15 protein-coding genes and 1 tRNA gene are annotated in these 20079 nt (G+C 67.7%); 12 read left to right on the top strand and 4 right to left on the bottom strand.

Annotated features, from left to right (window positions below; all coding sequences use genetic code 11):
- Positions 1 to 28 precede the first annotated feature (28 nt).
- Genes Poly30_RS19815 through Poly30_RS19805 form a run of 3 tightly spaced genes read left to right on the top strand, consistent with a single transcriptional unit; the run spans position 29 to position 3836 of the window.
- Complete coding sequence (locus Poly30_RS19815) at positions 29 to 1075, top strand: M28 family peptidase (protein ID WP_145201282.1); 1047 nt, start codon at positions 29 to 31, stop codon at positions 1073 to 1075.
- 59 nt (positions 1076 to 1134) lie between these two features.
- Positions 1135 to 1974, top strand: coding sequence for an ABC transporter ATP-binding protein (locus Poly30_RS19810; protein ID WP_145201279.1), 840 nt, complete (start codon positions 1135 to 1137; stop codon positions 1972 to 1974).
- A complete protein-coding gene (locus Poly30_RS19805) occupies positions 1971 to 3836 on the top strand; it encodes a putative ABC exporter domain-containing protein (RefSeq protein ID WP_145201276.1) in 1866 nt (621 codons plus the stop codon). Before Poly30_RS19810 ends, Poly30_RS19805 begins: the two co-directional genes overlap by 4 nt.
- 22 nt (positions 3837 to 3858) lie before the next feature.
- Here the strand turns inward: Poly30_RS19805 and Poly30_RS19800 are convergent, their stop codons facing one another.
- A complete protein-coding gene (locus Poly30_RS19800) occupies positions 3859 to 4956 on the bottom strand; it encodes an FIG domain-containing protein (RefSeq protein WP_145201273.1) in 1098 nt (365 codons plus the stop codon).
- A gap of 176 nt (positions 4957 to 5132) precedes the next feature.
- Here Poly30_RS19800 and trxB point away from each other — a divergent pair, with 176 nt between their 5' ends.
- From trxB to Poly30_RS19780, 4 genes are read left to right on the top strand one after another with little or no spacing between them, the layout of a single operon-like run.
- Positions 5133 to 6104, top strand: a complete 972-nt coding sequence (gene trxB, locus Poly30_RS19795; protein WP_145201270.1) for a thioredoxin-disulfide reductase — start codon at positions 5133 to 5135, stop codon at positions 6102 to 6104.
- On the top strand, positions 6104 to 7009 hold the full coding sequence (locus tag Poly30_RS19790; protein ID WP_419190403.1) for an SDR family NAD(P)-dependent oxidoreductase: 906 nt from the start codon (positions 6104 to 6106) through the stop codon (positions 7007 to 7009). The genes trxB and Poly30_RS19790 overlap by 1 nt, the downstream gene beginning before the upstream one ends.
- A 58-nt stretch (positions 7010 to 7067) precedes the next feature.
- On the top strand, positions 7068 to 10097 hold the full coding sequence (locus Poly30_RS19785; protein WP_145201264.1) for a glycosyltransferase: 3030 nt from the start codon (positions 7068 to 7070) through the stop codon (positions 10095 to 10097).
- Positions 10094 to 11173, top strand: a complete 1080-nt coding sequence (locus tag Poly30_RS19780) for a glycosyltransferase family 2 protein (protein WP_145201261.1) — start codon at positions 10094 to 10096, stop codon at positions 11171 to 11173. The genes Poly30_RS19785 and Poly30_RS19780 overlap by 4 nt, the downstream gene beginning before the upstream one ends.
- 83 nt (positions 11174 to 11256) lie before the next feature.
- On the opposite strand, the gene rho is transcribed toward Poly30_RS19780, so the two are convergent.
- Positions 11257 to 12489 (bottom strand): transcription termination factor Rho, encoded by a 1233-nt coding sequence (gene rho / locus Poly30_RS19775; RefSeq protein ID WP_419191378.1) that lies wholly within the window; start codon positions 12487 to 12489, stop codon positions 11257 to 11259.
- A gap of 233 nt (positions 12490 to 12722) precedes the next feature.
- The gene (coaE, locus tag Poly30_RS19770; protein WP_145201256.1) at positions 12723 to 13382 is read right to left on the bottom strand and encodes a dephospho-CoA kinase; all 660 of its coding nucleotides are present in this window, start codon (positions 13380 to 13382) and stop codon (positions 12723 to 12725) included.
- Between the two features lie 403 nt (positions 13383 to 13785).
- On the opposite strand from coaE, the gene Poly30_RS19765 reads away from it, so the two are divergent.
- The 5 genes from Poly30_RS19765 (at position 13786) to Poly30_RS19745 (ending at position 18638) form a co-directional block, all read left to right on the top strand.
- On the top strand, positions 13786 to 14985 hold the full coding sequence (locus Poly30_RS19765) for a hypothetical protein (protein WP_145201253.1): 1200 nt from the start codon (positions 13786 to 13788) through the stop codon (positions 14983 to 14985).
- A 107-nt stretch (positions 14986 to 15092) separates the two neighbouring features.
- Positions 15093 to 16094, top strand: coding sequence for a twin-arginine translocase subunit TatC (gene tatC / locus Poly30_RS19760; protein ID WP_145201250.1), 1002 nt, complete (start codon positions 15093 to 15095; stop codon positions 16092 to 16094).
- Positions 16091 to 17392: a CinA family nicotinamide mononucleotide deamidase-related protein gene (locus Poly30_RS19755; protein WP_419190402.1), complete on the top strand. Its 1302-nt coding sequence runs from the start codon at positions 16091 to 16093 to the stop codon at positions 17390 to 17392. The genes tatC and Poly30_RS19755 overlap by 4 nt, the downstream gene beginning before the upstream one ends.
- A gap of 192 nt (positions 17393 to 17584) precedes the next feature.
- Positions 17585 to 17659 (top strand) — tRNA-Gln (locus Poly30_RS19750).
- A 178-nt stretch (positions 17660 to 17837) separates the two neighbouring features.
- Positions 17838 to 18638 carry a hypothetical protein gene (locus Poly30_RS19745; protein ID WP_145201244.1) on the top strand — a complete coding sequence of 267 codons (801 nt, stop codon included), beginning with the start codon at positions 17838 to 17840 and terminating at the stop codon, positions 18636 to 18638.
- Positions 18639 to 18659: 21 nt separating this feature from the next.
- Here Poly30_RS19745 and Poly30_RS19740 read toward each other — a convergent pair whose 3' ends face one another.
- Positions 18660 to 19949: a hypothetical protein gene (locus tag Poly30_RS19740; protein ID WP_145201241.1), complete on the bottom strand. Its 1290-nt coding sequence runs from the start codon at positions 19947 to 19949 to the stop codon at positions 18660 to 18662.
- Between the last annotated feature and the right edge of the window lie 130 nt (positions 19950 to 20079).

The following is a 20079-nucleotide window of genomic DNA, read 5'->3' as shown; positions in this document are numbered from 1 at the left end:
GCCCGCCGCGCCCCTCCCGACCGATCCCATGCAGTCCCGCCGGAATCCCACCAAGACCAAGATCAAGTCCCTCGTCGTCGTTCTCGGCCTCGCCGGGGGCAGTTTCGGGCTGTTCCGGTACATGTCGGGTTTCCCGGAGCCGGGCAGGGTCGGGCAGCCGCTGCCCACGGACTACGAGAACGTTCACCGCGAGGTCGCCGAGCGCGTGGAGAGGGACGTGCTCTGGCTCTGCGAGGACATCGGTCGCAGGAGTTCGCGCTTCTCGGTTCGCGCCGTTCAGCTTCGCGAGACGCTCGAACAGTCGATCCTCGACGCTGGCTTCAAGCTGGAGAGCCACACGTACAAAGCGGGGACCAACACCTTCTACAACACGGTCGGAGTTCGCGAAGGCCGGGGTCGGGGAACCATCCTGATCGGCACGCACTACGACTCCTACAGCAAGAGCCTCTGCGCCAACGCAACCGCCACGGGCGTCGCGACGGTGATGGAAACCCTGCGAGCTCTCCGCAACGAACCGACCGAGCCGACCGTGATCGTCGCGTTCTTCGGCACCGGGGAGGCGCCCCACACCGGGCGTGAGACGATGGGGGCCCAGCGCTGGCTCGACGATCAGCTCAAGGAAGGTCGACAGATCGACGCGGCGTATCTCGTCGGCAGCTTCGGATGCTTCCGCCCGGGCGAGGGCGGCCAGAACTCGGCGTTCCCGTGGTACCTGTCGCACCCCGCTTCATCGGACTGGGTCGGCGTCTACGGCGCGTTCCTAGGGCGGAGCTTCGTCACGGAGACGCTCGCTGCCTGGGCCGAAGCCACCGATCTCCCCGCCCGCGGTTTCGCGACGCCCGGCTGGATGCTGGGCGTTCCCGCCTACGATCAGATCCCGTTCCAGAAGGCAGGCATTCCCGCGGTGCTCTTCTCCGACACGGGTGAGAACCGCGACGCGTCGCTCCGCACGCAGTTCGATATTCCCTACGTCATCGACTTCAAGGAGATGGCACGGCGCGTCGAGGGGTTCACGGGCATGATCAAGAACATCACCAAGAGCTCGGTCGGCGCCTCGGTCGTGGCCGCCGGCTGATCGCTTTTGGGAAGCCGGCTCCGCGCCCTCGCCGGCCTGCCCTGCTATCCTCGAGGGCCATGACGCTCCCGCCGTTGATCTGCCAGTCGGTCTCCCGACGCTTCGAGGATCGGCTGGCCGTGAACGATCTCAGCTTCTCCGTGGGGCGCGGTGAGATCCTGGGGCTCGTCGGGCCGAACGGTGCGGGCAAGACCACCACGCTCCGGTCGATCGCCGGGGTCCTGCCCCTTCAGGAGGGCCGAGTCATCATCGATGGCCACGATCTGGCCGCCGAGGAGATGGCGGCGAAGCGTCGGCTGGCCTACGTTCCCGATGACCCGGCTCCGTTCGACGTGCTCACGGTGGCCGAACACCTGGAGTTCACGGCCAGGCTCTTCTCCGTGGACGACTGGCAGCCGAAGGCCGAGCGGCTTCTCGAGCGCTTCGAGCTGGCGGATCGCGCCGATGCCCTCGGCTCCGAACTCTCGCGCGGCATGCGTCAGAAGCTCAGCTTCTGCTCCGCGTGGATCTCCGAGCCTGCGGTCTGCCTGCTGGACGAGCCTCTCTCTGGCCTCGATCCACGCGGAATCCGCTCCGCCCGCGCGGCGATTCAAGAGCTTCGCGACCAGGGGACGGCGATCGTTCTCTCCTCGCATCTGCTCGAGCTGATCCAGGCGCTCGCCGATCGGATCTTGATCATCGATTCAGGCGTCAAGGTCTTCGAGGGCACGCTCCAGGACGCGCGGGCCTCGGTCTCGCTCTCCGAGAACGACTCGCTGGAGGAGATCTTCTTCGCCGCCACGGGCGATCGTTCCGGCCGCAGGGTGGCATCGCTGGACGACATCTCACCCGCGGTCATCCCACCCCTTGGAAGCGACGACGAGACCGGCCCCCGCGACGACGAGACCGGCCCGGCATGAGTTCTTCGAGTTCGCCGCCACTGTTCCTGCTCTGGCGTTTGAAGCTGAAGGGCCGCGTGCGACTCCTGGCGCGGAAGGCGAGAACCTTCGGTGGAGCGGTTTCGCTGCTGGTCGGCGCCATTCTGCTCGTTCTCTGGATCGTCACGATCATCCTGCGCAGCTCCTACGTCGAGCGCACGGTCGATCCTCCTTCGATGGAACTCGTCCGGCTCGGCCTCCTCGCCTACCTCGGCTTCGTCGCGTTCAGCAGCCTTTCGTTCCGGGGCGTCTACATGCCTCGACCGGAGCTGGAGAGGCTCTTCGCGGCGCCCGTTCCGCGGCGATCGATCGTTCGGTTCCGGATGCTGGGCGCGATGCTCATGGCGCTGCCGTTCACGGTCATCGTGGCGCTCTTTCTGAGTCCGCGCTTCGCCTCGCCGTGGGCCGCGGCCCTCGGCCTCGCCGTCACGATCCCCGCAACGAGCATCTTCGGTCAGGCGCTCTCGCTGCTCGCGGCCAAGACGGGCGGGCTCGGCGACCGCATCTTGTCGCGTTTTCCGGCGACGGCGCTCCGCGTGATCGGGGCCCTCGGGATCCTGGGACTCTTCACCTTCCTGAGCTTCGGCCCTGGCATCCAGTCCACCGATCACGCCAGGTCGAGGCGTGCGCCGGATTTCTCATCCCCGCGATCCCCGCGATCCCCCGAGGACCCCGACGATCTCGACGACCTCGACGGCGAAGTTCTCGGCGTCGGAGGGGGGACGGAGTCCGGCGTTTCCCCCTGGGATTGGCGCTCCCAGGTGCGCCCGTCCGTGCCCCCGCCACCGAGGACCGCATTCCAGCGCGTCAACGAGGTCGCCTCGTCCCGTCCGATGCGCATCGCGACCTTTCCGCTCACGCCGTGGGCCAGGGCCATCGCGAGTCCCAGCGTCCCCGCAGCGCTTCCGTGGCTCGCGTCGATCCTCGGGCTGCTCGTCCTGCTCTTCGAAGCCGTGGCGCGGATGCCGATCGACTTCCGCGAGTCCTCGCTGCGTACGTCGCAGGACATGGAGCGCAAGCTCGCGCGAATGCGCAGCGGCCAGGGGGGCGCGGGGGTCTTCGGGCAGTCGAGTCGCGCCAAGGGCTGGCGTATCCCGTGGCTCGCGGGGCGGTCTCCGATGGGGGCGGTCATCTGGGTGCGAACGGCGTGGCTCATCCGTCAGGCGCGTGGCACGCTCTTGATCGTGGCCGTCGTGGCGATCGCCGGGGTGGTCGTGGGTGTACGCGTCTTCGATCAACCGGGCAGCGGTCCGGCCACGCTGGCCTTGCTCGCGACGGTCTACCTCGCGAGCGGCATCCGCGCCGACTTTCGCACCGACCTCGACCGGATGGAGTCGATGCGCGCGTGGCCGCTCGCGCCATGGAAGGTGTTCGTCGGAACCCTGCTGCCGGGCGTCCTGCTGACGTCGCTGGTCGTCGCGGGGATGCTCGCCACGCGCGGGGTTCTCCTTCGCCAGTTCGGGGCAGATCTCTGGGTCACCATGGCCCTCGTTCCGTTTCTCGCCTACATCTGGACCTCTGTCGACAACGCGGTCTTCCTGCTGTTCCCGGTACGCTTCGTGCCAGGCCAGGGCAGCGCGCTGCAGCACACCGGCCGCGGCTTCCTGCTCGTGATGCTGCGTGGCCTCCTGCTCGTGGGGGCGCTCGCCATCGCGGCCGGCGGGGCGTACCTCCTCCACGCATTCGTGGCGGACGGTGGCTTCGGTCGTCCGAAGCTGGCGCTCTACCTCGCGGGCGCCTGGGTCGCGCTGACGGCGATTCTGCTCCTGACGCTCCTCACCGCGTTCGGCGCGTGGGCGCTTCGCCGGTTCGACGTATCGAGGATTCCGGCGCCCGGCGCCTGAGCTCGGACAGCCTGACCTTGACTCAGGAGAGCCGCTCCAGCGCTGCGCGCAAGTGGGGGATCATCGCGGCCGCGGTCGCCGCGTTGTGGAACCCCGCGAAATCCACGGGCGTCGTCGCGTCCAGCGGAAAGTCGAGCGGCTCGCCCAGGGGGTCCGTCACGACGCAGCCAGCCTCCGTGGCGATGAGCGCCGCGCCCGCCATGTCGTAGGCCTTGGCGGTTTGCGTCGGTCGCCCGGTCCGCTCGCCGACGATCGTCCGCGGATCGACGATGGCTCGATAGGCCCCGAGCGCGAGGAGCGCGAGCTGCCCGCCGCTGGAGATGTACTGATCGTTGAAGACGGTCGAAAGATCGATGGACGGGTGCTCCTCGCGGAGGGTCTCGAACACGCGATGCGCGAGCGCCGCGATGTCCGCGCGGCACGAGGGATGAAAGGCGAAGAAGGGGAAGTAGCCGCGATCGAGGCGCAGCTCCGGGTCGGCGTGCAGCGTGCCATCCGAATGGACGACTTCGGTCGCGCCAGCGCCATGGGACGCCGCAGGGACGATGAGCCGGCGGAGCCTCGCGCCGTCGCCGAGCACGGCGTCGATCTCGCGCGCCTCGGAGGTGCGTGAGTCAGGGATCTCGGATACCAGCCCGTAGACGAGGTCCTTGTATCGAGGCTCCGACGGTCCAGGCCCCGCGAACGAGACGACGACCCAGGCCGACCGCAGATCGTGCATGACGTTGCGCGTGCCGTCGATCGGGTCGAGGATGATCCTGGGGCCGCCGTGGTCGAAATCCGGGAGCGGCTCTGCGCCTCCGCATTCCGCAGGGCCGAAGTGGCGCCAGCCCGCGTCTTCCGTCAGTAGCGAGATCGGGCCTCGGGCCGCGACGTCCTCCAGCCAGCGATCGACGGCCTCTTCTGCGACCACGTCGATGGCGAAGGTGATGTCCCCGGCGCCCGATCCGACCGCCCTCGTGACGCCGTCCAGGCGTGCCGCGCCGCCTCGAGCGGTCGCGAATGCTTCCGCAAGGGCGGCGCGGACCGGCCCTCGAATCCCCGCGCAGAGGTCCTGTAGCAGGGGACGCCAGGCGTACGCCAGGGCGGTTGAGGTCTTCGGATCGGCGCGATCGGTCATCACCAGATCCTATGGCGACCATTGGCTTCGGTGCTCCTGGCGACCCCCAGACCCGGCCGATTACTTGTGAACCGGGGGCAGGGTCCTACACTGCTCGCCCGCGCTCGGCCCCGTTCGAGAGCCCCGCGAGCCCCGGCGGCTCGTTCCCTCGTCCTTCTTTTCCGCTACGCGATCCCATGACTGAAGTCCACGACGTGATCATTGTCGGCTCCGGCCCGGCTGGCTACACCGCCGCTATCTACGCCGCCCGAGCCAACCTGAAGCCGATCCTGTTCCAGGGCATGCAGCCCGGGGGCCAGCTCACGATCACGACCGACGTCGAGAACTTCCCCGGGTACCCGAAGGGCGTGCTCGGCCCGGAGATGATGGAGCAGTTCAAGGAGCAGGCCGAACGCTTCGGGACGAAGATTCACTTCGAGGAGATCACCGAGTTCGATTTCTCCAGCCGCCCGTTCACGCTGAAGACGGACTTCGGCGAGCACAAGGCCAACGCGGTCATCCTCTCGACGGGTGCGTCCGCGCGGCTCCTCGGCCTGGAGTCCGAGTCGAAGCTGATGGGTCACGGTGTGTCCGCCTGTGCGACCTGCGACGGCGCGTTCTTCCCCGGCAAAGAGGTCGTTGTGGTCGGTGGCGGCGACTCCGCGATGGAGGAGGCGAACTACCTCACGCGTTTCGCGTCGAAGGTCACGATCGTGCACCGGCGCGAGGACTTCCGCGCATCCAACATCATGGTCGATCGCGCGAAGGCCAACCCGAAGATCGAGTGGCAGCTCAACAAGGCGCCGACCGAGATGATCGCGGGCGAGGACGGCAAGCTGCGCGCCGTTCGCCTCAAGGACACCGTGACCGGGGAAGAGACGGAGTTCAAGACCGACGGGCTCTTCGTCGCCATCGGGCACGTGCCGAACAGCCAGCTCTTCAAGGATCAGCTGGAGACCGACGAGAACGGCTACGTGCTGGTCAAGAACGGCACGCATACGTCCGTCGAGGGCGTCTTCGCGTGCGGTGACCTCATGGACCACGTCTATCGCCAGGCCATCACGGCGGCCGGCACGGGATGTATGGCGGCGATCGACGCCGAGCGCTGGCTGGAGAACAAGAGCCACGAGATGATCGCGGAGGGGCACTGGGCTCCCACGCAGCAGTAATGGGCCCAGGCGAAGCAAAGAAGAGCGGCGCGGGATTTTCGTCGCTCGTCGGATCGCTCTCCGTCCGTCACAAGGGCAAGCACGCCCTCGTGACGGGGGCCGGGACGGGCATCGGCCGCGCGATCGCGCTCCGGCTGGCCGCGGAAGGTGCCTCGGTTTCACTGCTGGCCCGCGATGAGTCGCGGCTGGAGGAGACGGTCGCGGAGGCGCGGGCGCTGGGGGCCAGCGGGCTCCTGCACACCGACTCCTGCGACATCCGCGACCTGGATTCCGTTCGAGGGTGTCTTCGCAGCGCGGCCGACGCGCTCGGCCCCTTCGATTTCGTGATCGCGAACGCGGGCATCGGCGGATCCAACGGCCCAGGCTTCCAGTCCGACGAGGAGCCCGATCGGTTCCACGATCTCGTGGCGACGAATCTCTCCGGGACGTACCACACCTTCCGGGCGGCGATTCCGCATCTGCGCTCCCCGAAGGACGCGGACGCCGACGAGGACGAGGACGACGGACCCAGATTTGCCGGCGATCGACGCCACCTCGTCGCAGTCGCCTCGATCCTCGCGCGCATCGGGGTCGTGGGATACACGGGCTACTGCGCGTCCAAGGCCGGGATCGGCGGCCTGGTGCGGGCGCTCAGCGCCGAACTCGCGCCTGACGAGGTCCAGGTCAACGCGATCGCGCCCGGCTGGGTCGACACCGCGATGGCGCGACAGGGAATCGAGGGCATGGCAAAGGGCCTTGGCCTCACCTTCGACGAGGCGCATGCGCTTGCCATGAAAGACGTTCCGCTCGGCCGGATGGGCCAGCCGGAGGACGTCGCGGGCCTCGTCGCCTGGCTGGTCTCCAGGGACGCCCACGGCGTCACCGGGCAGACGATCGACATGAACGGCGGCGCGTTCATGCTTTAGCCCTTCCCGCGGCGTTTCTCGCTACGGATTGCCCCCCTCGTCTCTCTATATTCGAGGGATGCGAGTCGCACTGGTTACAGCCGCTTTTCGGGCCCGATCTCCTATCGATCTGGCCTCCCACGTACGTTCCCTGGCGCCCGCGCTGGCCCGCGCCGGCGCTTCCGTCGAAGTCTTCGCCGGAGTGACAGGCTCCGGGCTCGCACCGTACGCGCAGCGTCGGTCCGAACTCGTGGAGCCCATCACCGGGAAGAGCTTCGGCGTCACCGTCCTGGAGATGGAGACGGAGCCCGACCAGGATCGCGCGGCCGAGGCGTTCGCGTCCTTCCTGGAGCGGGAGCGGCCGACGGTCTGCCACTTCGAGCACCTCGACCCCATGGGCGTCGGGCTCGTCCGGGAGGCCAAGATCCGCAGGATCTCGACGCTCTACGCAGCCCATGACACCTGGCCAGCGCACGATCGCGTCTCGCTGACCATGCCGGACCTCAGCCCCTTCGAGCTGGGCGACACCGAGGCGGAAGCGCGCTCCCTCGCGGCGGAGCGGATCCTCGCTTCACGGGATCTCGTGCCCGGTACGGCCGAGTACGACGAGGAGGCCAGGCGACTTCTGCACCAGGACCTCAAGTCGCCCGACGAAGCGGCCGCGCTTCGCGAGGCCCGCGAGTCCATCGAGATGCGCAGGGCGGAGAAGCGCGTCGCTCTCTCCGGCGTGGACCGGCGCTTCGCGGCCTCGCGGCTCCTGTCGCGCGAGCTCTCGGCGGCCGTCGGCCGCGCGTTCACCTTCAGGGCCCCCGGCGTGGACAAGGCGGTTCTCGCGGCGGTCTTCGCCGAGCCCGTGGACTCTGCCGTCACCGCGGACTCGGTCGCTGCCATCGACTTCAGCGCCGCCACGGCGAATTCGAGCGGAGGCTCCAGCCCGTCGCTGGAGCGCGCGAAGGGGCCGATTCGTCTCGTCTACATGGGAACGACGGCGCGGACCTCCGGGCTTCACATCCTCCTGGACGCCGTTTCGCGGATCCGGGCGGACGAGAAGGGGCCTGCGCTGGCCCTCCGCCTCGCGCTCGAGCGCACGGACGATCTCCGCGACGCCGAGATCCACTCGCGTGCGCAGCTCCTCGGGGTCGACGTGGTCTGGTCGCGCGGCAGTTCGGTCGACGCGTCTGCGGCGCTCGACGGCGCGGACCTGCTCGTCATGCCGAGCCTCTGGGGCGAGGTGGCGCCGTCGGCGCTGCGCATCGCGCTCGCGGCGGGCGTGCCCGTGGTCGCCTCCCGGATGCCGGGCGTCGTCGAGGCGGCGCCGTCGACGGCCAGCGTACTGGTGTCCCCGGGAAGCGTCGATTCGTTGACCGAGGCGCTGACTCGCCTCGCGAGCGAAAGCGGTTCGGCCGCGCTCCAGTCGATGCGGAGCGCCGCGCTCAGCGAGCAGGAGGCGAACACCAAGGACATCGACGACGAGGCCCTGGAGTGGCTGGACACGTACCAGTCGCTGGCGGATGCCGCGGAGGCGCTGGAGCGCGCCCGCGCCCTGCGGAGCGCCGCGCCCGCGGCGGGCGACCGCGACGCCGATGCCTTGACCCGTCAGGAACCCTTCGGTGGGCCGAAGAAGCCTGACCGGAAGCGCCTCGCGGCGCTGGTCGAGGTCGAGCAGCAGATCGCCGAGCTGCGCTCGCTCTCCAACACCGAACTCTTCGCGCGCGCCCAGGCGGGCGTCTCGAAGCTGAGGCAGGCGTTCGGGCTGAAGGCCACGGACGCCGAGCTGCTCGCTCGCGTCGTGGCGCGCGGCGGAGCCATGCGCGATCGAGCCGAGCACGATGAGGTGGCGCGCAAGGAGGTGGCGCGCGCGCTGCACGAGCTGCGTGTGGCCCAGGCCGCGTTGCGGGCCGAGGAGTCGGTGCGCTCGCGACGGATCGCTGACCTGCATTCGGTTCTCGAACAGTACGAGCACGAGGTCGCGGCGCGCGCCGAGGAGGCCGCCCGGGCGGCTCAGAGGGCGGACGCCGCGACGGCCCAGGCGAGCGTGGCCGTGGCCAGCAGGGACGAGGCGGTCGCCGGCCAGGCGCAGGCCGTTTCGGCCCGCGATGAGGCTATCTCGGCGATGGAGCGAGCGGTCGCGGACGCGGAAGCGGCCAGCGAGGTGAGCGCGAAGAGCGCCGCGGAGAAGGCCGAGGCGAAAGCCGAGGCGAAGAGTCTGCGCGCGGAACTCGAGGAGATGAAGAGCCAGCTCGCCTCCGCCGAACTCGAGAACCAGGCCTCGGCCAGCGACAAGAAGCGACTCGCGAAGGATGCGGAAGAGGCAGGCCAGCGCTACCGCGAGGTCTCGATGCAGGTCGAAGCCGCGAAGAAGGCTCTGACCGACGTGGAGGCTGCGCGGGACGAACTCGCGCGATCCATCGACGAGCGCAGCAGCGAGATCCGACGCCTGCGCGAGCGGCTCGTCAAGCCCGCCGCGGAAGGGGAGGCGACCGATGGTCCCAGCGCATCGATGGGGGATCTCGAGTCCATCGAGGCCTACTGCGTGTCGCTGGAGCGGGACCTCGAGGCGCTCCAGCGGAACGACAGCTGGGTCGCCGACGAAGCCGACCGCCTGATCGATACGATCTCGGCGGCGGTCACCGAGACGAGTTCGAAGGATGGCGAGGAAGCGACGGCTTCTCTGGAGCGTATGACCACGAGGCTCGAGCGGATGACGGCCGAACTGGACTGGCGCCGGGCCGAGATGGAGAACGTCTCGAAGGCAGCCGACTCCCTTCGGGCGAGATTCCTCGGCGGGCCGCTCGCGTCCAGGGTCAGGTCCTGGGCGCATCCGCCCCAGGACGTGGTCGTTTCCATGTCCGCTCTGGCGGAGGTCTCCAGTCGGCCCGCCGAGGGCGATCAGGCCGGGGCGAGCGAACTCGACCGAGCGCCTGCAAAGAGCGAGGCGCTCGATCCCGACAGCGTGGAGAGCGCTGGGGCGCCGCTGCCGAGCGGCGTGGCCCGTCAGGAATGCGAGGCGGCAGATGCCGCGGACGATCCTGAAGCATCCGAAACGAACGAAACGAACGGGGTCACCGCCGAGGCGACCGGATCCAGCGAAGACGAGGTGAAATCATGAGTGCATCCAAAGGGACATCCGGCGATCGGATGCAGAAGGCCCGGGGGGATGGAACGGGCTCACGCTCCATCGCCAAGTCGGTGTCGATCGTGATCCCGACGATCGGCTCGGAGGCGCGGTTGCGCCTGTCGCTGCCGTCCGCGGTCAAGGAAGTGGAGGCCCGCAGCATCGCCGCGGACGAGATCCTCATCGTCGACGATTCCGGGCTCGACCGCGCCAGCGGAACGGTGCCGGAAGTCCTCGGGGCCGAGGACGGGGACCGTCGGGCGAAGGTGCGGATCCTCTCGACGGGGGACAACCTGGGCTTCTCGGCGGCGGTTCGGAAGGGTATGCAGGAGGCGCGGAATTCGCTCGTCCTGGTGCTCCACGACGACGTCGCGCTCATGCCGGGGGCGCTCGACGAGCTGACGAAGGCCTTCCTTCAGCCCGGATCGGTCGCTCCGACGCCCGAGGCTGTTTTTGCTGCTTCGCCGCGCATCACGCACGCGGGCGCGGGTCCGGAGGTGCCGCCGGAGACGACCGGCACGCTGACGCTGGTGGACGACCGGCTGACGATCTTCGAGGGCCAGCCCGCGGTCGAGCCGGAGAGCGGGGAGTCCGCGGATGCGCCGAGGCTGGCGTCGTTCCTGCCCTCCTCGGCGTTCATGATGCTGCGCCAGGAGTTCCTCGATAGCGGCGGCTTCGATTCGCTCTTCGCGCCGTTCTCCTGGGAGGACGTGGACTTCTCGCTGTCGGCGCGCCGTCGGGGGCGCCTGCTGATCGAGGTGCCGAAGGCGAAGGCGATCCACGGACTCGGTGATGCGCCCGCGGCGGATGCGTCGTTCCAGACGACGGATGCCGAGCTGGCGAGTCGAGTGATCGAGCGGAACCGACTGCTCCTGCGCTGGAAGCATCTGACGACCCGAGCGGACGCCACCGAGCATCTCGTCAGCCTCTGGAGAACCGTGCTCGAAGCCGGCCTCGCGGGCGATCGGGAGACCCTGGAGCACGTGTGCCTCGCCTTCGAGAAGCTCGGAGCGGTTACGGCGTCGAGGGCGAAGGTCGCCGGGACGCCTGCGGTGTCGATGCGCGGGTAGTGTCGATGGGTGGACGTCCGGAGGCCCGCTCCGCGCGCGAAGCTGCGGAGCGGGCCTCCTGAACTGCCCCGCCGGGAGGAGCCTCAGCCGACGCTCATCAGGAACTCGGCGTTCACGCTGGTCTTGCCCATCTTGGCGATCAGCATCTCCATCGCCTCGACCGGGTCCATCTCGTTCAGGACCTTTCTCAGCATCCAGACCCGCTCGATCTCCTCGGGTGTGAAGAGCAGCTCTTCCTTGCGCGTGCCCGATCGGTTGATGTCGATCGCCGGGAAGATGCGGCGGTCCGAGAGTCGTCGATCCAGGACGATCTCCATGTTGCCGGTGCCCTTGAACTCCTCGAAGATCACCTCGTCCATCTTGGACCCGGTCTCGATGAGCGCGGTCCCGAGCATGGTCAGCGAGCCGCCGCCCTCGATGTTCCGCGCCGCGCCGAAGAAGCGCTTGGGGAAGGCGAGCGCCGTGGCTTCGAGACCGCCGGAGAGCAGCTTGCCGTTGCTCGGTGCCTCGATGTTCGCGGCCCGCGCGAGGCGCGTGATCGAGTCCAGGAGGATCACCACGTCCTCGCCCGCTTCCACGAGGCGGCGCGACTTCTCCATCACCATCTCGGCGACCTGGAGGTGACGCGCAGCGGGTTCGTCGAAGGTGGACGAGACCACTTCCACGTTCTCGCCCGTGATCGACCGCGTGAAGTCCGTGACCTCCTCGGGGCGCTCGTCGACGAGCAGGATGATCAGCTTGGCCTTCGGCTTCGAGTGCACGATGGACTGGGCCAGCATGTGCAGCAGCACCGTCTTGCCGGTCCGCGGCGGCGCGACGATCAGGCCGCGTTGGCCGAGTCCGATGGGGGTGATGAGGTCGACGATCCGCATCTCCAGCGGGTTGTCCTTGGTGCCCTCCAGGATGATTCGATCCTCCGGGTAGATCGGGACGAGTTCCTTGAACTCGGGCCGTCCCAGCGCGTCCTCGGGGTCCCCGAGGTCGATGGACTCGACGGTCTGGAGGCAGAAGTAGCGCTCGCCCTCCGCCGTGGGGCGAAGCGGTCCACGCACGGTCATGCCGCGGTCGAGCTGGAACTTCTCCACCAGGGACGCGGGGACATAGACGTCCTCGTGGGCGGGCGTGTAGTCGTTGGCGGCGACCCGGAGCCAATGGTGGCCGCCCGCTTGCAGGTCGAGCACGCCTTCGGCGAAGACTGGCTCGCGGCGCTCGATCCAGGCGCGGCCGATCTCCCAGAGCGCGTCGCGACGGTTGCGGCCGATGAAGTCCTCGATGGACTCCTCCTCCGCGAACTCATGGAGCTCGCCGAGGTTCATTCCCTGGATCACGGTGAAATCGTGGGTGGGGAGCTTCTTCTTGCGGCTCTTGGGAAGCTCCTCGATCAGCGCCTCGACCTCGTCGTCGCTGAGGTCCCTCGGGACCTCGTCGAAATCGACGTAGACGCCCGTGCCTTTCTTCTCGACCTGCTTCTGCTTGAAGAAGGGCTTCTTCGCCTTGAAAGGCCGCTTCTTCGCTTTGTTTTGAGTGTATGGCTGGGCCATGGGTGCAATCAGGAAAGGTTCAGACGGAGGAGTTCCGCCCGGACGTTTTGGGTGAGCGACTCCACGTCGCCTCGGTTGTCGATCACGAAGTCCGCCGCCTGGCGTTTTTCGCCGAGAGGCATCTGCGCCGCTTCGCGGCGAGCCACCTCTCCAGGGGCCCAGCCGCGAGTGACCACGGCGCGCGCGTCGCGGTCCGCGTCAGGCGTGTCGATGAACACGAGATGATCGCAGAGGGCCAGAAGGCCATGCTCGGCGGCGTTCTCCAGGAGGAGCGGGACGTCGAGCACCACGCGCGAGACGCCCTGGGTGGCGGCGTTCTCCAGCGCTGCGTGGAGTGTCGCACGAACCACGGGGTGGATCCACTCCTCAAGTCGCTTCCTCGAGCCCGGATCCTGGAAGACGATGCGGGCCAGGGCCTCCCGATCGGGCATTCCATCGGGGCCGAGGACCTCGTCTCCGAATTCCGCCCGGAGTTTCTCGACGATTTCGGGATCTCGCAGGGCCTCGTGGGCGGCCGCATCGGCACTCAGGACGAGGCCATCGGGACCTGCCAGGAGTCTCGAGACGTGGGATTTTCCGGAGGCGATCCCCCCCAGGACACCGAAAACGATGGGTGGCCGGGGGGCTTTCGTCGGGCTCCCTGGGGATGCGGTGGCGTCGTCTGGCATGGGAGGAAGTGAATCCGTGCGGAACAGTTGGGAAACCGGTGGGGGTGAGGGGTCTAAGCTCGGACGTGGGGTCCCTTGGGTGGGATCTCACCACAGAAATGGCGCCGTCCGGGCACAGAAACGGCCGGGACCGGCAGCCCACCCTTGTCCGCGACGCCTCTCTCGGTTATCTCTTCGTCTCCGCAGGCCCATCGAGTCAGCGGTCTCCCCCCAACATCACCTCCTTCACCGGTCGATTTCAGAGTCGATTCGAATGGGGCAGGCGCCTGGCTCACCCGGCCTGCGTGGCTCCCTCGGACCCCTCCAGAACGGCCCGACACGCTTTTCTATGCGCACGAAGACCCCTTCCTCGATCTCGACCCGCCGTGGGGCTGCCCGCATCAGCGCCGTGTGGATGATTGTCATGATCGTCCTCCTCATGTTCGCGCTGGGATACGCCTATATCGCCCAGAACGATGCGTCCATCGCAGATCGCGCCATGGTGACCGCCCAGCAGGAGAAGATGGCGGCCGACAAGCTCTACGAGGATTCGTCCAAGACGATTGCGGATCGCTCCAAGATCCTCGGGTTCACGACGGACTTCGCGACCATCCCCTCGAGCGTCGAGGCCGCGGAGGCTTCCCTCGAGAACGCCAAGGCGACCTTCCCGGACATGGGTGGGGTCACGACCTTCGAAGCCGCTATCCCTGAGATGACCAAGGCCTACCAGGCGAAGGTCGCTCAAATTGGCGAGCTCCAGAAGACGATCGCCACGCTGACCGAGCAGGTCAAGGCCGAGCGCTCCGCCAAGTCCGAGCTCGAGGGCCAGAAGAACGAGATCATCGCCACGCTCACCCAGGAGAAGACCGACCTCGAGGACAGCCTCAAGAGCGAGATCACCCGCCTGGAGACCGCCAGCTCGGAGCAGCGCAGCAAGCTGGAGAGCAAGACCGACGAGGTCGTCCAGGTCCGTGATGAGGTGCGTCTCAGCGCCCGCGCGCTCGAGGAGAGCCAGAAGGCGATGTCCTCCACGAAGGCGAACTACACCCGTAAGCTGAACGACATCACCAAGCGCTCGGAGAAGCCCGACGGTGAGATCAGCGCAGTCCTGTCGGCCTACGACATGGGCATCATCAACCTGAAGGCTTCCGATCGCCTCAGCGAGGGCATCGTCTTCAACATCGTCAGCGGCCAGCCCGGTGCCGACCCGAGCAAGCCGAAGGGCAAGGCTCGTGTCACGAACGTGGGCACCAAGTTCTCCGAGGTCGAGATCTTCGACGTCGTCGACCCGCTCGGCCAGCCGGTCGTCCAAGGGGACAAGATCTACAACGCGCTGTACGAGCCGAAGGGCGAGCGCAACGCCGTCTTTGCGGGCAACATCACCGGTTCCTACAACAAGCCGGAGCTCCTCCTGCTGTTCGAAGAGATCGGCATCAACGTCCAGAACGAGCTTTCGAACACGACCGACTTCCTGATCGTCGGCGGCCCGATGTTCGTCGACGAAGAAGGCGAGCCCCTCGAGGAGCCGCTGCAGCCGGAGAGCCTTCCGGTCTACACCGAGGCCATCGACAAGGGCGTGACCATCATTCCGGTCCGCGACGTCCTGCAGTATTTCCGTCGCTAGAAGCGCGGGATTTCCGTCGCTCGAGGCGCGGGGCCTGACACCGACCCTCAGAAGGCGCCCCTCCCGGGATACGGGAGGGGCGCCTTCTCGATTAGAATCCCTGCCCGATGGCACCGGCAGAGACAGCGCAGAAGCCAAAGGGCGAAGGGGACTCGATCGACGATTCTCGGATGACGCTGGGGGAGCACCTGAACGAACTTCGAGTTCGGGTCATGCGCTCGGCCCTGGCCTTCGTCGTGGCCGTCGTCGTGCTCTACGTCTACCGCGAACCCGTCATGGAGTTCGTCAGGATCCCGCACTCGCAGGCGGCGGAGCGGCTCAACGACGACCTCAAGCTCTACTTCGTGCGCGAACTCGCCTCGAATCCCGAGGAGGAGTGGGAAGAGTACTTCAGCCTGCCCGAGCTCGAGGTGCCCCACGGGGACGCCGAGTTCTCCCCCGAGGACTACGTCGGGGCCCACGGCCACGAGATGCGGCTGCTGCGCGACCGGCGATTCCCCGAGAAGCTTCAGGTGCTCGAAGCTGGCGGTCCCTTCGTCGACAAGATCAAGGTGGCCGTGATGCTCGCGCTCTTCATCGCGGGACCTGTGTTCCTGTGGGAGATGTGGATGTTCATCGCCGCAGGTCTCTACCAGGCCGAGCGCAAGATCGTCTATTCGTTCTTCCCCGTGATGCTGGCGCTCTTCGGGCTCGGGGTCTCCTTCGGCTTCTACTACATGGTGCCGAACGCCATCTACTTCCTGCAGGCGGACGGCATCGCGACCGATGGGCTCAGCCGTGAGATGTCGCTGGGTGAGTACCTGAAGTTCCTCCGGGGCCTTTCCCTGGCGCTGGGCATCGTTTTCCAGCTGCCCGTCATCCAGGTCGTGCTCAGCAAGACGGGCCTCGTCGATCCCAAGCTCTACGCCCAGTACCGCGGCCACATGGCGATCGCCGCCCTCGTGATCGCCATGTTCCTGACGCCGCCCGATCCCTACACCCAGCTCCTGCTCGCGGGCCCCGCGATCGTCCTCTGGGAAGTGGGCTACTGGGTCTCGCGACTGTTCTGGACTCCGCCGCCCGTCCTCATCCCCGAAGAGGAGCTCACCGGCTCCGAGGTGGCCACTTGAGCCCGAAACCTGGCGAGAGCCTCGATCCTTCTTCCGTGGGGATCGTCGCCGTGGGGGACGAACTGCTCGCCGGCGCACACCCCGATCTCAACTCGCCCTACCTCGCCTATCGCTGCCTGGAGTTCGGGCGCACCGTGCGTCGCGTGATCGTCGTCGGGGACGAGGAAGCCGACATCGCGGCGGCCGTCGACGCGCTCGCCCGCGAGACCGCCACGGTGTTCGTGAGCGGGGGGCTCGGGCCGACGCTCGATGACGTGACGCGGCACGGCGTGGCGAAGGCGCTCGGCGTGGAGCTCTACGAGTCCGAGGAGGCCTGGGCCGAAGTCAGCGGGTGGTTCCTTCGCGCTGGCCGCCCCGTGCTGGAATCGAACCGGCGTCAGGCTCTGATCCCCGTCGGCTCCGAGCGGATCCCGAATGCGTTCGGCACGGCGCCGGGCTTCCGCGCGGTCCATCCCTCCGGCGCCGTCGTGATGGTGGGCCCGGGTCCGCCGAAGGAACTCCAGGGCGTCTTCGATTCCGAGATGGCGCCGTGGCTCGCTGCTCACCCGCCCGATTCGAAGAAGCGGGCCAAGCGTACCCTTCACTTCGGCGATCTGCCGGAGAGCACCTTCGCCGACGGCGTCGGAGTGTGGATGGCGCGGGACGCGAATCCGCTCGTAGGGGTGACCGTCAAGGAGGGCGTCCTGACGGCACGCTGCGTGGCCACGGCGGACACGGAGACGGAAGCGAACCGTCTGGCCGAAGAAAGCGCCGCCGCGATCCTGGCGCTCTTCCCCGATCGCTACCTCGGCGAAGAGGTAGAGGGGCTCGGTTCGTTCGTCGGCGGATTCCTGGCCGAGAAAGGGCTCTCGTTCACGGTCGCCGAGTCCTGCACCGGTGGCCTCGTCGCGGGCGCGCTCACCGACGCCCCGGGGGTCAGCGCGGTCTTCCAGGGCTCCTACGTGACCTACGCCAACGAGCGCAAGGTCGAGGTCCTCGGCGTCGCCCAGGCGTCCCTGGACGCCCACGGCGCCGTTTCCCAGCAGGTCGCCGCCGAGATGGCCCGCGGCGCTCTCGAACGCTCTGGGGCTCGTCTCGCCGTCTCCACGACCGGAGTCGCAGGACCCACGGGCGGCACCGAGGAGAAGCCGATCGGCCTCGTCTGGTTCGGCCTCGCGCTCCGTCACGCATCGGGTGAAATCGAGGTTCGCACGGTCGATCGCCGCTGGCCACCGCTGGGCCGCGAGCGGATTCGGAGCTGGGCGAAGAACAAGGCGCTCGGGCTCCTGCTCGAGGGTGCCCGCGACCTCACAGCCTGAGCAAAATGATAGTTTGCAGGCTGTTCGATGTCCCTGCCGCATCCGCTGACGCGGATGCGCGTCGAGCCCAAGCCATTCTTGCTCAGGCTCTCAGCTAATTGGCTGAGAAATCCTGCACGCAAGGACTGGCACTCCTGGAATCGGGTGCTATTCTTGCCGCCCGCGCAGCGCCCCCCAGGGGCGGGTGCGCACTCCCCTGTGGTGTAATTGGTAACACAGCTGTTTTTGGTACAGTCATTTCAGGTTCAAGTCCTGGCGGGGGAACCACCTTTTCTTGTCGCGCTAGCTCAGGTTTGAGCGGCTGCAGACAGCTGGTGGTCTGAACGAAACGGTCCATGGGACGTTTCGTGTAGCCGTCCTTCGGCTGCCAGTGGATTGGGGGAAGGAGAGGATAGCCGCGTCGTCCGCGTCGCATTCGTCCATCCAAGACCACTCCCCGGCACCCATGACCCGCTCACCACTGACCACGCTACTGGCGCTGGCCGCGTACCTTTTTCCGCTGGCCTGCCTCCTCGGCTCCGACGCGGCTGCCCAGGGCCTCGTTCAGGTCTATCTGGGCGGAGTCGTCCAGGCGCCGGCGTCCGAGCCGGACACCGACGGCGATGCGTCGGGTGATGATGCCTCCGTGAGCATCGGCTCCCATGGCCATCTCGTGGAGATCGAAGTCGACGCTCTCGCGGGGCAGCTGCCCGCCGAACTCCTGCTTCACCTGCACGTGGCCCACGGCACCACGGGCCTCGACCTGCTCCAGCTCGTGGCCTCGCGACTCGAGCGCGTGGGGATCATCGCGACCCTCACCGGCGCCGCGACGGCCGAGGGAGCCGGCGCGCATGCTACGAGCGGCTCGCTCTGGATCGACGCCGCCACGCGCGTTCACCTTCGCCTCGGCGGGGGACTCGTGGGCGAGGTCTCCTGTGTCGAGGGACCCCCGACGGCCATCCGCCTGATCCCGGGCTCCGCCATCGGGGGACCAGCGACCGTTTCCGTTGCTGCTTCCACGGCGATCGTCATGCCCGGCAGACGCCCCATCCGTGGCCGCGCGACCTTCTCCGCCTCCGTCGCGGACGCGGAGAACTCCGCCGAGGCTGCCACCGCGCTCTGGACGGCCGCAACGAATCGCTGGGTCAGCGAGCGGCCCGGGAGCGATACCTGGCGACCCATCAAAATGGCCAGCGGCGCGACGATCACCGGAGTGTCCGTTCGCGCCGCTGGCCGATCTGACTGGGGCCTCGAGGTTTCCCTCTGACCCTCCACGTCGCCCCTCCGATCAGATGTTCACGTTCTGATCGGTGAAGTTCAGGATCTCGATGTTGCGGACCACGTCGGTGCCCGAGCCGGGCACCACGTTGTGGCGGACGGTGGTCGTTCCGTCGCCGTTGTTCGTGATCGTGTACTCGGATCGAGGCGCGCTGAAGACCGCCGTATCGAGGCCCGGTCCACCGTCGATGGTGTCGTCGCCCGCGCGTCCCTTGAGGTTGTTGTTGCCGTCGTTGCCGATCAGCGTGTTGTCGAGGCCATTGCCGAAGAGCTCTGCCGTGTGATCGCCGGTGAGGCGCACGTTGGTGAGGTACTGCGACCGGTTCGTGTAAGGGAGCGACTGGTTGTACAGGAGGTCGAACGTGCCCGTGAAGTTCATGTCGACTTCCGCCACGAACGTCTGCTCGGGCGTGAAGAAGAGCTGGAGCAGGTCGAACGTCGAGAAGTCGCCAGCCTCCATGGCCGGGCGATCTCCGAAGGCGTACACGCCGTTCTGCGCGGAGCCGTCGCCGCTCGGGTCGTGGCCCCAGACGCCCTCGTAGGACTCGACGATGACGCCGAGATAGGCCTCGTTCAGGTCGAGGTAGGGCTTCTCGTTCACCGGATTGAACGTGCCGTCGGCCTGTGCGTTCGTCCGAGCGAGCGTCATCAGCGACGTCCAGTTCGGGAGTTCGGCGAGCATGCCCTGGCGATAGACGAGGACCGCCGTCGCGCTGAAGGTCTGATCGTAGCCGGGGTTCGTCTTGACGTAGACGTTCGAGCCTTCGACGACGACGCGGTTGCCGAACAGAGGGACGTAGGCGCCACCGAAGTCCTCGTGGAAGGTCATGACCGCGGGGTCCGCCAGGTCGTATTCGCTCTCGTTGGCGAACATGGCGATGGTGCCGCACTTGCCGGAGACGGCGTTCGCGATGGCGGTCTTGTCGCCGCTCGTGGCGGTGTTCTCGAGGTGCATGCGCATGACGGCGCGCGCCCTGCGGATCTTGGCGTCGTCCACGCCGGCCTGGGCCACGAAGTGGATCCGCTCACCGGACGGCGTCGTGATGGCCGTGTAGCGATCGAAGACGTTGGTGACGATCGGGCTCAGGTTGGCCGCGTCGAGGTCCACGATGGCGAGTCCATCGGGGCCCAGGTCGAGGGTGTCGAGGGCCTCGCAGCCGGTGAGGGGGCCGGTGCCGCCACCGCCACCGCCGGAGCCGCCACCGGAGCCGCCGGATCCGGTGTTGTTGCTGTCATTGCCCACACAGCCGACCATGGCGAGAGAGGCGATAAGGATGGGTGCGTAGCGAGTGAGTTTCATGGGTGCAGGGCGCTGATACGGAGCGTGATTGCGGAGAGCGCAGGTCGACGGGTGGGAGCGGGGCGGAATTGCGCGGTCCAGCCGAAAGAAAGCTAACTGGTCGGAGCTGGAGAGGGGAGGAAGTCTCGAT

Source organism: Saltatorellus ferox (assembly GCA_007751475.1).
In the GTDB taxonomy this organism is placed as follows: Bacteria; Planctomycetota; UBA1135; order UBA1135.
Note: the sequence above shows the minus strand (reverse complement) of the source record. Positions and strands in the feature narration are given on the sequence as shown.